This is a genomic window from Methylobacterium sp. PvR107, from assembly GCF_017833295.1.
Lineage (GTDB): Bacteria > Pseudomonadota > Alphaproteobacteria > Rhizobiales > Beijerinckiaceae > Methylobacterium.
Genome location: NZ_JAFIBW010000001.1, coordinates 3,946,642 through 3,960,162, shown reverse-complemented (window position 1 = coordinate 3,960,162; position 13,521 = coordinate 3,946,642). Strand labels below are relative to the sequence as shown.

Genomic DNA, 13,521 nt, shown 5'->3' with positions numbered 1-13,521 from the left:
CGGCGCGGCCGCCTATTCCGGACCGGCGTCGGCACCGCCGCCCGCGTCCGGATTCATGCCCTCGACGGCGGGCTTCGGCCGGGGCCGGCGCGGCGCGGCCGCGGCGGTCGGCACCGCCGTGTTGGCGCCGAGGCGGGTGGCCAGGGACAGTGCCCGGTTCTCCGTGACACGCAGGTGGCAGAACCCGTGCGCGCCCTCCCGGGCATAGGTGCGGCAGAGTTGCTCGCGGTCCGACGAGAAGGCCGCCTGCTCGCTCACGATCGGCCGCACGTCCTCGCGCCGGGCCCGCTGCGTCATGAGCTTGTAATTGTCGCGTACGGCCTTGTCGGCGACGCCCCGGCCCGTATCGAACTCGCCGGCCCGCGGGAGCAGGGTTGCGGCAGCCGGCCCCCAGAGGCCCGCGGGTGTCGTGGCGCAGTCCGCGGCCGAGAAGGTGCAGATCGGTCCTGAACCCAGGGTCGAGACCAGGACGCCACCCTCGGTGACGTCAAATCGCAGCGGACACTCCGCGCCGGCTGCCTCGAAACGCGGGACGCCCTCGGGCTTGCCCTCGGAACTCAACGTGACGGGGTTGCCGCCCGCGAGCGGCACCGTGCACGAGTCAGCGGGCTGCGAGATCTTGGTCCCCGGCAGCTTGATCCGAACGGTAATCCCGGTGCCGGACCGTTCCAGCTTCAGGGAGCCGGACAACCCGTTCAGCATGAGGTCCTGGCCGAGGATCCCGTCCTCCGAAGGGGTCTTGAGCACGACCGGCCGTGCCGGCGCGGGCGCCGGACGCGGCGCTTCGGCCGCCGGAGGCTGACCCGGTTCGCCGGGCGCGCCCGGAGCAGGTGCCTGTGGCGGAGCCTCGGGCACGCCGCGGGGCGGCAACGGCGGCCGCTCCGGCTTGATGCCGAACAGACGCTCGAAGAAGTTCTGCGCGCGCGCAGGCGGCGACGTCAGCATCGCGGGCATCGCGACAGCGACCGCTAGGATCGGGAGCAGGAAGCTGCGGTTCAGACGCATCGTTCTCTACGGGGACACGAAGTGGCGGGGCCACACGCAACCCCTTGTCGAAACGTTAACACGCCCGCGATGGCGCGGAGGTGGCAGCGAAGCAACAAAATGCCATCACGCTATCGGGCCAGACCGCGGCCGCGAGCGATATCCTGACGGGAACACAAGGGGATAGCGACGTTGCGTCCATCCCTTCGCGGCACGCAGGCTTCGCCTTGCGAGCACGTTGCGGGCTTCTTATATCGCCCTCGACGCGGGATTGCGCGCTGGGTTTCAGCCGTTCACGGCCCTTGATCCGGCCCGGGTCCCATACTCACATCACCTTCGTACACCGCCATGGGCCGAGCTGCTTCGGGGCTCGGCGGTCTGCTTGAACGCGACACAAAGAGGGATCCCACCATGGGTAAAGTTATCGGCATCGACCTCGGCACCACCAATTCCTGCGTGGCCGTGATGGAAGGCACGCAGCCCAAGGTTATCGAGAATTCGGAAGGCGCGCGCACCACGCCGTCCATCGTCGCCTTCACGGACGACGGCGAGCGGCTCGTCGGCCAGCCGGCCAAGCGCCAGGCGGTCACGAACCCCGAGCGCACGTTCTTCGCCATCAAGCGGCTCATCGGCCGGACCTACGACGACCCGATGACCCAGAAGGACAAGGGCCTCGTGCCCTACACGATCGCCCGCGGCGACAACGGCGACGCCTGGGTCGAGGCGGACGGCAAGAAGTACTCGCCCTCGCAGATCTCCGCCTTCACGCTGCAGAAGATGAAGGAGACTGCCGAGTCGCATCTCGGCCAGCCGGTCACGCAGGCGGTCATCACGGTCCCGGCCTACTTCAACGACGCCCAGCGTCAGGCCACCAAGGACGCCGGCAAGATCGCGGGCCTCGAGGTGCTGCGCATCATCAACGAGCCGACCGCGGCGGCGCTCGCCTACGGCCTCGACAAGAAGAAGTCCGGCACGATCGCGGTCTACGACCTCGGCGGCGGCACCTTCGACGTCTCGATCCTGGAGATCGGCGACGGCGTCTTCGAGGTGAAGTCGACGAACGGCGACACCTTCCTGGGCGGCGAGGATTTCGACAACCGCATCGTCGAGTACCTGACGGCCGAGTTCAAGAAGGAGCAGGGCATCGACCTGACCAAGGACAAGCTGGCCCTCCAGCGCCTCAAGGAGGCCGCCGAAAAGGCCAAGATCGAGCTGTCCTCGGCCACCCAGACCGAGATCAACCTGCCCTACATCACCGCCGACAACACCGGCCCGAAGCACCTCGCGCTGAAGCTCTCGCGCGCGAAGTTCGAGTCGCTGGTCGACGATCTGGTGCAGCGCACGATCGAGCCCTGCCGCAAGGCGCTCAAGGATGCCGGCGTCTCGGCTTCCGAGATCGACGAGGTGGTGCTGGTCGGCGGCATGATCCGCATGCCCAAGATCCAGGAGGTGGTGAAGGCCTTCTTCGGCAAGGAGCCCCACAAGGGCGTCAACCCGGATGAGGTCGTGGCCATCGGCGCCGCCGTGCAGGCCGGCGTGCTCCAGGGCGACGTGAAGGACGTCCTGCTCCTCGACGTGACCCCGCTGTCGCTGGGCATCGAGACGCTGGGCGGCGTGTTCACCCGGCTCATCGACCGCAACACCACGATCCCGACCAAGAAGTCCCAGACCTTCTCGACGGCCGAGGACAACCAGAACGCCGTCACGATCCGGGTCTTCCAGGGTGAGCGCGAGATGGCCGCCGACAACAAGCTGCTCGGCCAGTTCGACCTCGTCGGCATCCCGCCGGCGCCCCGCGGCATGCCGCAGATCGAGGTGACCTTCGACATCGACGCCAACGGCATCGTCAACGTGACGGCCAAGGACAAGGCGACCAACAAGGAGCACCAGATCCGCATCCAGGCCTCGGGTGGCCTCTCGGATGCCGATATCGACCGGATGGTGAAGGACGCCGAGGCCAATGCCGAGGCCGACAAGAAGCGCCGCGAGCTGGTCGAGGTGAAGAACCAGGGCGAGAGCCTGATCCACGCCACCGAGAAGTCGGTGACCGAGTACGGCGACAAGGTCCCGGCTTCCGACAAGGCCGCGATCGAGACCGCGATGACCGCGCTCAAGTCCGCGCTCGAGGGCGAGGATGTCGAGGCGATCAAGGCCCGCACCACGGACCTGATGCAGGCCTCGATGAAGCTCGGCGAGGCCATGTACGCCGCCAACCAGGCGGCCGGCCCGGATGCCGGGGCCGAGGCGGCGGCCTCCGAGAAGAAGGACGACGTCATCGACGCCGACTTCCAGGAGGTCGACGAGAAGGACCATAAGAAGCGCGCCTGAGGCGCATTTCTGATACGACCGCGCAGGGCCGGAGCGATCCGGCCCTGCGTTTGCGTGGGCCGCGGATCCGAAGGCTCTGTCATTCCGGGGACGCGAAGCGGAGCCCGGAATTGAGATCCGCCGACCGATCGAAGGTCTGTACCGTCGGCGCTTCTGGATTCCGGTCTCGCCTCAGGCGCCCCGGAATGACGGAGCGATAGTAGAAGCGTCGCGATCCGGAGTTCGGGCCGACGGAAAGGCACCTGAGGGCGGGATGTCGAAGCGGGACTATTACGAGATCCTGGGGGTCACCAAGACCGCCACGGAAAGCGAGATGAAGGTCGCCTTCCGCAAGCTCGCGATGACCTATCATCCCGACCGCAATCCCGGCGACAAGGACGCCGAGATCAAGTTCAAGGAAATCAACGAGGCGTATCAATGCCTCTCCGACGGCCAGAAGCGCTCCGCCTACGATCGGTTCGGCCACGCGGCTTTCAGCCAGGGCGGCGCGGGCGGACCCGGATTCGGAAACGAGTTCGGCGACTTCATGTCGGATATCTTCGACAATTTCTTCGGTGACGGCCGTGGTGCCGCCGGCGGCGCACGGGGGCGCGGCGGCGCGCCGGGCCGCGAGCGCGGGGCCGACCTGCGCTACAACCTCGAGATAACCCTGGAGGAAGCCTTCGCCGGCAAGGCCGAGACCATCAAGATTCCGACCTCGGTGACCTGCGAGGCCTGCGACGGCTCCGGCGCCAAGCCCGGCTCGAAGCCGCGGACCTGCCCGACCTGCGCGGGCTACGGGCGCGTCCGGGCCGCACAGGGCTTCTTCGCCATCGAGCGCACCTGCCCGAACTGCCACGGCCGCGGCGAGATCGTCGACGATCCCTGCACCACCTGTCAGGGCGCGGGCCGGGTGAACCGTGAGCGCACGCTCTCGATCAACGTGCCGGCGGGCGTCGATGACGGGTTGCGGATCCGGCTCGCCGGAGAAGGCGAGAGCGGCCTGCGCGGCGGGCCGGCAGGCGATCTCTACGTCTTCCTGTCGATCAAGCAGCACGAGTTCTTCCAGCGCGACGGCGCGGACCTGTTCTGCCGGGTGCCGATCTCGATGGTCACCGCCGCACTGTCGGGCGAGATCACCGTGCCGGTGATCGACGGCTCGCAGACCCAGGTGCGCGTCCCCGCGGGCACGCAGACCGCCAAGCAGTTCCGCATCAAGGGCAAGGGCATGCCGGTGCTCCGCTCGCGCGAGGTCGGCGACCTCTACATCCAGGTGTTCGTCGAGACCCCGCAGAACCTGACCAAGCGCCAGCGCGAGCTGCTCCAGGAGTTCGACCAGTCGGCCCTCCCGGAGAACCATCCCGAATCCGCGGGCTTCTTCTCGAAGGTGCGGGACTTCTTCGGCGGCGCCGTCCGTCCGTGAGGTTGGATCCCAAACCCGGGAAGACCTGTTATGCATGCTGCCGGCGTGGCCTGCGTACCCTAGGCGCCGTCCCGGCTTGACTGTAAGACAGCGCCGGCCGTTAGCCTTTCATTCTCATCCGGCATCAAGGAATCCAGGACTTGCCGCCGCTCCGCCGTCCCAACGCGAAGGCTCCTGCCGCCAGGAGCGCGATTTTCGGGCCGCGGCGCGACCCCTTGGAGGACGAGGCCCGCTTCCTCCGCTCCTGGTTCGAGCGGCCGCTGGTGACGGGCGCCGTGACACCCTCGGGCAAGATGCTCGCCCGGACCATGGCATCCTATGTGGATCCGCGGCGGGAAGGCCCCGTCGTCGAACTCGGGCCCGGCACCGGCCCGGTGACCGAGGCGCTGATCCGGCGCGGCGTCGCGCCGGAGCGGCTGATCCTCGTCGAGTTCAATCCCGATTTCTGCCGCCTGCTGACGCACCGGTTCCCCGGCGTCACGGTGATCCGCGGCGATGCCTACGACATGCGCGCGAGCCTCAAGGCCGTGCTCAATGAGCCGGCCGCCGCGACGATCTCCAGCCTGCCTCTGTTCACCAAGCCGCTGGAGCAGCGGCTCGATCTGCTCAACACCGCCCACGACCTGATGCAGCCGGGCGCGCCGTTCGTGCAGTTCACCTACGCGGTGGTGCCGCCGATCCCGGCCCGCTGCGAGGCCGGCAGCTATACCGCCGACCGCTCGAACCGGGTCTGGCTGAACCTGCCGCCGGCTCGGGTCTGGGTCTACCGCCGGCCCTGAGCTGATCACGGTCACCGCTCCAGCGACGTTTTTCCAGACGGCAGTGATCGACGACCCCGTGATTCCGGGGCGCCGCAGGCGAGCCCGGAAGCCAGACGCACTGCGTATGGCAAATCCTGGCGCGTCGGCGGGTCTGGATTCCAGGCTCCGCTGCGCGGCCCCGGGATGACCGCGTGGGGACCCGTGCGCCACCGAGGCTCCCGACCGCAGAGTAGTCTAGACGTTTCGGAGGCGACGGCCGGGCCGAGCTGAACACGGCCTGAGCGAGCAGCTCACGTTGGCGTCAACTGGAAGGGTTCACACCTGCGACATGGCCGGACGCGCGAACGCGCCCGGCGTGGAACAGGAGGACCTCGATGTTCACCAAGACCGCACGCACCCGCCTGGCGGCAGCGCTGGCCTTCGGCGGCCTTGCTCTCGCGGCGCCGGCCATGGCCGCGCCTCTGAGCCGCGATGCAGGATTGCAGCAGGGCTCCGGCGAAATCCAGACTGTCCAGTACGGTCATGGCTACGGCCACCGCCACGGCGGCTGGGGTCATCACGGTTACGGCCCGCGCCATCACGGCGGCTGGGGTCGGGGGCACCATTACGGCTGGCGCCACCATGGTTTCGGCCCGCGTCACCATCACGGCGGCTGGGGCCATCGCCACGGCCACGGCCGCTGGTAAGCCCATGAGGTGCGCGCATTCCCCGTGAGCGGGGGCGCGCCTTTCCAGGACACCGCAGCCGCGCCCGGCTCCCGCCCGGGTGCGTCCGCTCGACGGGCCGGACGCTAGCCGGCGCTCACCCGCTCGATGACGGCCGGCCGTTCCGCCGGCATATCCCCCATCCGATAGGCGGCCCGCAGGGCGGCCTCCGCCCGATCGGCCGCGGCCGCGTCGGCCGAGTGGACGATCCCGAGCAGGCCGCCGGACGCGCCGGGAGCGGCGAGCTCCGTGAAGCCGACCCGTGGGTCGATGGGATCCGCCGGCCGGGTGCGTCCGCCGCCGAGTTCGATCACCGCGAGGCCGAGCGCCCGCGTCGCGACCGCCGCGACGGTTCCGTTCTGATGGACCGGCCGCTGCACCGGCGCCTCGGACAGCGATCGGGCCGGCTTTTCCAGAAGGTCGCTCGGCCCGCCGAGGGCCGCGACCATGCGGGCAAAGCGTTCGGCCGCCCGGCCCGAGGCGAGTGCCTGCTCCAGCCGCCCCGCGGCGGCGTCCCGATCCAGCGCCAGACCGCCGGCCACAAGCATCTCGGCCCCGAGCGCCAGCGTAACCGCGTGGAAGCGCGGCTCGCGGCGCTGGCCCGTCAGATAATCGATCGCGTAGGCGACCTCGACGGCGTTGCCGGCGGCGCTGGCCAGCGGCGCATCCATGTCGGTGATCAGCGCGGTGGTGCGCAGGCCCGCGCCTCCGGCCACCGTGACGATGCTCTCGGCCAGCGCCCGCGCCGCGGGCAGGCTCTCCATGAACGCGCCGGAGCCCTGCTTGACGTCCATCACCAGCCCGTCGAGGCCCGCGGCGAGCTTCTTCGACAGGATCGACGCGGTGATCAGGTCGAGGGATTCCACCGTGCCGGTCACGTCGCGGATCGCGTAGAGGCGCCGGTCGGCCGGGGCGAGGTCGGCCGTCTGCCCGATGATCGCACAGCCGACATCTGCGACAACCCGCCGGAACGCGTCGAGGCCCGGCGTTGCGTCATAGCCCGGAATGCTGCCGAGCTTGTCCAGCGTCCCGCCGGTATGGCCGAGCCCCCGTCCGGAGATCATCGGCACGTAGCCGCCGCAGGCCGCCACCATGGCGGCGAGCGGCAGGCTCACCGTGTCGCCGATCCCGCCGGTGGAATGCTTGTCCAGCACCGGACCGGGCAGGGTCCAGGTGAGGACGCGGCCCGACTCCGCCATGGCCCGGGTCAGCGCCACCCGCTCCGGCAGCGCCAGCCCGCGAAAGAACACTGCCATCGCGAAGGCCGCGGCCTGTCCCTCGCCGACCGCGCCGTCGGTCAGGCCCTGGACGAAGGCGCGGATCTCCTCGGGATCGAGGGACTGGCCGTCCCGCTTGGCGCGGATCGTCTCCTGGGGGAGCCGCACCCTCAGAGCTCCCGCGCCTGCATCAGCGCCCCGAACAGGCTGCTCGCCCCGAGCCGGAAGGTCTTCTGGGTTATCCAGCCCGGCCCCATGACCCGATCGGCCAGGGCCATGTAGGTCGCGGCGTCGGCGACGCTGCGCAGGCCGCCGGAGACCTTGAGGCCCGCCGGTCGGCCGCTCGCGCGGATCTCCGTGAGCATCGCCTCGGCGGCGTCCGGAGTCGCCGAGACCGGGCTCTTGCCCGTGGAGGTCTTGAGGAAGTCGGCACCTGCCTCCAGGGCGAGCCGGCTGGCTTCCCGGATCCGCGTCGGGTCGGCGAGCTCGCCCGTCTCGAGGATCACCTTGAGGATCGCCGAGCCGCAGGTGTCGCGCACGGCCTCCACCATGTCGCGGGCGAGAGCCGTGTCGCCCCGCAGCAGGGCGCGGTAAGGCAGGACCAGGTCGATCTCGTTCGCCCCGTCGCGCAGGGCCTCGGCGGTGTCGTCGGTGGCGCGGGCGCAATCCTCGCCGCCGGCCGGGAAATTGATCACCGTGGCGACACGGATCCCGGTGCCCGCGAGCGCTCGCGCGCCCTGCTCGACGAAGCGGGGCCAGACGCAGATCGCCGCCACGCCGCCGCTTTTCGCGTCCCGGCAGAGGGCGTCGATCTTGGTCTCGGTGCAGGTCTCGCCGAGATCGGTGAGGTCGAGGAGCGGCAGCGCCCGGCGGGCGACCGCGCCGGCTTCGGGATCAGTCATCGGACACGTCTCCGTCGGGCAGGCCGGCCACGAAGGCCCGGACCAGGCGTCCCAGATCCGCCGCGGCGCGGGCTGCCACCGCCTTCGTCTCCGCGTGGTGCGGCGCGCCCCCGGCAATCCCGGCCGCGAGGTTCGTCACCACCGAGACAGCCGCCACCGGCAGATCGAGGAAGCGGGCGAGGATGACCTCGGGCACCGTGGACATGCCGACGCAATCGGCCCCGAGGATACCCGCCATACGGACCTCCGCGGGCGTCTCGAAGCTCGGGCCGGAGAACCACGCGTAGACGCCCTCCCCCAGGGGCACACCGCAGGCCGCGGCCGCCGCGCGGAGCCGCGCCCGGAGGTCCGGATCATAGGCTTCGGTCATCGGCACGAAGCGGGCGTCGCTGGCCTCACCGATCAGCGGATTCAGGCCGGAGAGATTGATGTGGTCGGCGAGCAGCACGAGGCTGCCGGGGCCGGTCTCGGGCCGTAGCGAACCGGAGGCGTTGGTGAGCAGCAGGCGTCGGGCACCGAGCTGCCGGGCGCAGGCGAGCGGCACCCGCATCACCGCCGGATCGCCGTGCTCGTAGGCATGGGCCCGCCCCTCGAACACCAGGACGGGCCGTCCCGCCAGGGTGCCGCGGTGCAGCCGGCCCCCGTGGCCGCTGACGCCCGGCCCCGGAAAGCCGGGGATCGCCGCATAGTCGATGGCGGTCGCGTCCTCGAGGGCGGCCGCGATGCCGCCGAGGCCGGTCCCGGTCACCACCGCGCAGGCGTAAGGTCCCGCGAAGCCGGCGGCGCGCAGCGTGTCGAGGGCAGCCGCCTCACTCACCCAACGTCTCCGGACCGAAGGATTCGGGCAGAAGCTCCGCCAGCGTGAAGCTGCGGAGGATGCCCTCCGAGCCGGCCGCGTGGATCGGCGTGTCCGGCAAGGCGAATTCGCGGATGCGCTGGCGGCAGGCACCGCAGGGCGTCACGAGGCCGGCGCCGTCGCCGCAGACCAGGATCGCCGTGACCCGCCGGCCGCCGGCAGCAATCATGGCGGCGATCGCCCCCGCCTCCGCACAGGTGCCGACCGGATAGGCGGCGTTCTCGACGTTGCAGCCGGCATGGATCGCGCCGAACTCGTCTCGGAGCGCGGCGCCGACCCGGAAGCGGGAATAGGGGGCGTGCGCCCGTTCGCGCACAGACCGGGCCGCCGCGAACAGGGCGGCGAGCCCGTCATCCTCGTGTCCTGAACCGACGGCCTGCATGGCCGATCTTTGGCACCCGCCGGGGCGCCCTGTCGAGGGCCCTGCCGGGGGGGCAGGGTCTGGTCAGAGCGGGCTCAGCGGATCGCCGCGCCGGCCCCGAGGAGGCTTGCGGCCTGACGCAGGTCCGCGTCGTCCCGCGGGCCGCTGAGGGCGTAGGCGGTGTCGCCGGCATTCCACGAGACGACGTCGCCGTCGTCCGAGCCGGTGAGCGTCGCCGGGCCGCCGCGGATCCCGCGGGTGGCGAACAGCGACGCCTCGCCGAAGGTCGCGGCGTCGAGGGCGATCTCGATGCCGGTGCCGTGCCGGGCGGGGAAGATCTGGATGTCGCGCACATGCCAGCCGTCCGGAAGGGCCGGCAGGTCGATGCCCGTGACGGTGCGGAGGCGCGCCCGGTCGTAGACCGGGCCGTCGCCCTGCCCGGCGATGCTCTTGCGCAGCTGTGCCACCGCGCGGGCCTGCCGGGCATCCGACAGCAGCGTCGGATCCGGAGTCGCCGCCAGGGTATCGGGCACGCCGAACCGGCCGATCTCGTCGTGGGCGAGCCATCCGGCGCCGACGAGCACCACGATGGCGGCGGCCCGCTTCAGGCGCGAGGCGACCCGGCGCCAGCGCAGGTTCCGGTCGAAGCGGCGCGCCAAGGCGACGGTCCGGTCGGGCCCGGGTCCCGGCACACGCTCGAAACAGGCCCGCAGGGCGTCGCGGTCGTGCATCTCGGCCATCACGCGGGCCGCGGCCGCGGGATCGGCCGCCAGATGCGCCTCGACCTCAAGGCGGCGCATCGGGTCGATCTGCCCGTCGACGAAGGCGATGAGATCGTCGTCTGTGATCGGATCAATCATCGTGAAGTCCTCGAATCCAGCGTAGCCCGGAGGGCGATCCGCCGGCCGCAATCGTGCTATCGTGCCGGCACCGCGCGCGGTGCCGGTCCATCCTCAGACCTCACCGACGGCGCGCCGGAGCGGCCAGACCGAGCGGCGCTGCGGCTCGTCCGACACGACGAGCCGCAGCGCCGACGGTGGCCCGCGCCGTGTCTCGGGGGATCGGCCGGACCCTGCCTCACCGGCGGCCGGGTCGGTCCGCGCGCCCTCCTCGAAGGCCCGCAGCGCCGCCCGGCCGCGGCCGAGGCGGGACATCAGCGTGCCGATCGGAATGCCCAGCACGGCGGCCGCGTCGGCATAGGCCATCCCCTCCAGGGTCACGAGGTGCAGGGCGGCGCGCTGCTCCTCGGGCAGGGTGAGAAAGGCCTGCCGGATCTGGGCGAGACGGACCCGGCCCTCCTGGGCCGGCGGCGCCATGTCGTCGGACATCCGGACCAGCGTGTCGGCGTGGCGCGCCTCGACCTGCCTGCGGCGCTGCTCGTCGATGAAGGCGTTGTGCAGCACCGTCATCATCCAGGTGCGCAGGTTCGTGTTCGGGCGCAGCGTGCCCTGCATCTCCAGGGCGCGCACCAGGGTGTCGTGCACGAGGTCGTCGGCCCGCAACGTGTCGCGGGTGAGCGACCGCGCGTAGCGCCGCAGCGGCACGAGCAGATCGAGAAGGTCGGGACGCTTGTTCTTATCCGATGCCATAGGGTGTGAACGCGGACACGCGGACGTTTAATCCCTTCGCGCGCGCACGGCTGAGCTCAGGCCTGGTCGAGGGTGGCGGCGATCCCCGAAATCACGCGCGGATCGGTGGGCTCGACCTGCGTGGCGAAGGCTGCCGCGAGGCTGCCGTCGCGGGCGATCAGGTACTTGTGGAAGTTCCAGCGGGGCGTCTCGGCCGGGCGTTCGGCTGCGGCCCAACGGTAGAACGGGTGGGCGCCCGGCATCCGCACGCGGGTCTTGGCGGTCAGCGGGAAGGTGACGCCGTGGTTCTTCCGGGCGGCCTCCGCGATGGCCGGACCGTCCAGGGGCTCCTGATTGCCGAAATCCGGCGAGGGCACACCGATGACCATCAATCCCCGGTCGCCGAAGCGGGTCCACAGCGTCTGAAGGCCGGCGAGCTGCCCGGCATAGCCGCAGGCCGTCGCCGTGTTGACCACGAGGATCGGTCGGCCAGCATAGGCCGAGAGAGGCATCGGGCCGCCCTCCGGTGTATCGAAACCGAAATCCGTCGCTCGCGGCCCATCGGCGGCATGGGCGCCGCCGGCAAGCCCGGCGCCAATCAGGATCAGGGCCTCCCGGCGCAGCAATGTCATGACGGCAGCCTCGTTCCCGGCGAGCGCCCGCGCGCCCGACGCCGGAACGTGCCGGACCGCGTGGGGTTTCGTCCCTCCGTGATGTCGATTCGTCGCAGGCGCCGGCCGCGCCTCAGGCCGCCCGGATCGAGTCGATGAACCGGCGCATCTCCGAGTCGAGCTTTCGGGCCTGGTTCGTGAGTCCAGAGGCCGAGTCCAGGACCTGCGCCGCGGCCGCGCCGGCGCCCTCGGCCGCGCGGGCCACGCCCGCGATGCTGCCCGTGACCTCCCCGGTCCCAAGCGCCGCCTGCCCAACATTCCGGACGATCTCCTGGGTCGCCGAGCCTTGCTGCTCGATCGCTGCGGCAATCCCGCCAGCCTGCCCGCTGATCTCGTTGATGCGGCCGACCACGACTGCGATCGCGTCCGACGCGTCTCCGGTCCAGGACTGGATCTCGCCGATCTGCTTGGCGACCTCCTCGGTGGCTCTGGCGGTCTGGCCCGCCAGTTCCTTGACCTCGCTCGCCACCACCGCGAAGCCGCGTCCCGCCTCGCCGGCCCGTGCCGCCTCGATCGTGGCATTGAGCGCCAGCAGGTTGGTCTGCGCCGCGATGCCCGAGATCAGACCGATCACGTCGCCGATCCGGGCGGCGCCAGCGCGCAGCGTCCGCATGAGGTCGGCGGACTTTCCCGCCTCCGCGACGGCTGCACCGGCGAAGTCCGCCGAACTCTGCACCTGACGGCCGATCTCCGCGACCGTGGTGCCGAGTTCCTCGGCCGCCGCCGCCACCGTGTTGACGTTCGAGGCCGCCTGTTCGGCCGCCGAGGCCACGGCGGTCGATTGCCGTGCGGTCTCGGCTGCGGCCACGCTCATGGTCTCGGCGGTGGATTGCAGCTCGGTCGCAGCCGCGGAGACGGCGCGCACGACGCCGCCGACCGCCGCCTCGAAGCCGTCGGCCATCTCACGCATCGCCGCCTTGCGCTGGGCCTCCAGCGCCGCCCGCGCCTCCGCCGTCTTCGACTCCAGGTCCTTGGCCCGGGCAAGCCCGTCGCGGAAGACCTGCACGGCCTCGGCCATCGCGCCGATCTCGTCGCCGCGTCCGACACCTGGCACGGCCACCGAAAGCTCGTCCGCGGCCAGCCGGGTCATTGCGCCCGTTATCGCGCGGATCGGACGGGCTATGCTCAGCTGCAGGAGCGCCAGCCCGGCCAAGGCCGCGAACACCATCAACCCGAGACTGGCGGTGCGCGACGACGCGATGGCCGCCATCGAGCCCGCGGTACGGACCTTGAGGAGGTCCTGCTCGGCCTTCGTCAGCTCAGCCGCCTTTGCGCGCAGGCCGTCCATCGCCCCCTTTCCGGCCCCCGAGCTCTCGATGCGCCGTGCCTCGTCCCGCGTTGCCGGATCCTTCATCAGGACAATCTCGCGATCCGCGACGTTCCGGCTCCAAGCCTCGGCCAGCAATTTCAGCTCCGCGAGCCTCGCCTGCTGCTGCGCGTTGCGCATGGTCAGATCCCGAGCCGCCTCCCAAGCCGCCGCGAAGGTCTTCCGGCCGGCCGCGTCGGGCTCGAGGAAGCGAGGATCGGCGGCGATCAGATAGCCGCGCAGCCCCGTTTCACGGTCGATCATCGCGGTGGTCATCCGGCCGATCTCGGAGAGAACTTCATGGGTGTGGACCGTCCAAGCCTCGGTCGCCTCGATCTGGTCGACGTTCCTGAGGGAGATCACCGACACGCCGACCGTGATCGCCAGCATCACCGCCATGATCAGCGCGATTTTCATGCTGATCCTGAGTTTGACCAGTCGAATGCCCATGATCCGCTCTC

13 protein-coding genes are annotated in these 13,521 nt (G+C 70.8%); 4 read left to right on the top strand and 9 right to left on the bottom strand.

Annotation, left to right across the window (positions count from 1 at the left end):
* Nucleotides 1-12: 12 nt before the first annotated feature.
* Complete coding sequence (locus JOE48_RS18610; protein ID WP_210032021.1) at nt 13-1,005, bottom strand: hypothetical protein; 993 nt, start codon at nt 1,003-1,005, stop codon at nt 13-15.
* A 390-nt stretch (nt 1,006-1,395) separates the two neighbouring features.
* On the opposite strand from JOE48_RS18610, the gene dnaK reads away from it, so the two are divergent.
* The 4 genes from dnaK (at nt 1,396) to JOE48_RS18590 (ending at nt 6,161) form a co-directional block, all read left to right on the top strand.
* Entirely contained in the window at nt 1,396-3,312 is a 1,917-nt protein-coding gene (gene dnaK, locus JOE48_RS18605; protein WP_210032019.1) for a molecular chaperone DnaK, read from the top strand.
* Nucleotides 3,313-3,565: 253 nt separating this feature from the next.
* Nucleotides 3,566-4,714, top strand: a complete 1,149-nt coding sequence (gene dnaJ / locus JOE48_RS18600) for a molecular chaperone DnaJ (RefSeq protein ID WP_210032017.1) — start codon at nt 3,566-3,568, stop codon at nt 4,712-4,714.
* A 140-nt stretch (nt 4,715-4,854) separates the two neighbouring features.
* A complete protein-coding gene (locus JOE48_RS18595; protein ID WP_210032015.1) occupies nt 4,855-5,493 on the top strand; it encodes a class I SAM-dependent methyltransferase in 639 nt (212 codons plus the stop codon).
* A 356-nt stretch (nt 5,494-5,849) separates the two neighbouring features.
* The gene (locus JOE48_RS18590) at nt 5,850-6,161 is read left to right on the top strand and encodes a hypothetical protein (protein WP_210032013.1); all 312 of its coding nucleotides are present in this window, start codon (nt 5,850-5,852) and stop codon (nt 6,159-6,161) included.
* 104 nt (nt 6,162-6,265) lie between these two features.
* On the opposite strand, the gene deoA is transcribed toward JOE48_RS18590, so the two are convergent.
* From deoA to JOE48_RS18550, 8 genes are all read right to left on the bottom strand, one after another.
* The gene (deoA, locus tag JOE48_RS18585; protein WP_210032012.1) at nt 6,266-7,564 is read right to left on the bottom strand and encodes a thymidine phosphorylase; all 1,299 of its coding nucleotides are present in this window, start codon (nt 7,562-7,564) and stop codon (nt 6,266-6,268) included.
* Nucleotides 7,565-7,566: 2 nt separating this feature from the next.
* Nucleotides 7,567-8,298, bottom strand: coding sequence for a deoxyribose-phosphate aldolase (deoC, locus tag JOE48_RS18580; protein ID WP_210032011.1), 732 nt, complete (start codon nt 8,296-8,298; stop codon nt 7,567-7,569).
* Complete coding sequence (locus tag JOE48_RS18575; RefSeq protein ID WP_210032010.1) at nt 8,291-9,115, bottom strand: purine-nucleoside phosphorylase; 825 nt, start codon at nt 9,113-9,115, stop codon at nt 8,291-8,293. Before JOE48_RS18575 ends, deoC begins: the two co-directional genes overlap by 8 nt.
* The gene (gene cdd, locus JOE48_RS18570) at nt 9,108-9,536 is read right to left on the bottom strand and encodes a cytidine deaminase (protein WP_210032009.1); all 429 of its coding nucleotides are present in this window, start codon (nt 9,534-9,536) and stop codon (nt 9,108-9,110) included. Before cdd ends, JOE48_RS18575 begins: the two co-directional genes overlap by 8 nt.
* A gap of 74 nt (nt 9,537-9,610) precedes the next feature.
* The gene (locus JOE48_RS18565; RefSeq protein WP_210032008.1) at nt 9,611-10,375 is read right to left on the bottom strand and encodes an anti-sigma factor; all 765 of its coding nucleotides are present in this window, start codon (nt 10,373-10,375) and stop codon (nt 9,611-9,613) included.
* Between the two features lie 93 nt (nt 10,376-10,468).
* Nucleotides 10,469-11,104 (bottom strand): sigma-70 family RNA polymerase sigma factor, encoded by a 636-nt coding sequence (locus tag JOE48_RS18560; protein ID WP_210032007.1) that lies wholly within the window; start codon nt 11,102-11,104, stop codon nt 10,469-10,471.
* Nucleotides 11,105-11,160: 56 nt separating this feature from the next.
* Entirely contained in the window at nt 11,161-11,715 is a 555-nt protein-coding gene (locus JOE48_RS18555) for a glutathione peroxidase (RefSeq protein WP_210032005.1), read from the bottom strand.
* Between the two features lie 112 nt (nt 11,716-11,827).
* Nucleotides 11,828-13,477 (bottom strand): methyl-accepting chemotaxis protein, encoded by a 1,650-nt coding sequence (locus JOE48_RS18550; RefSeq protein WP_245252874.1) that lies wholly within the window; start codon nt 13,475-13,477, stop codon nt 11,828-11,830.
* Between the last annotated feature and the right edge of the window lie 44 nt (nt 13,478-13,521).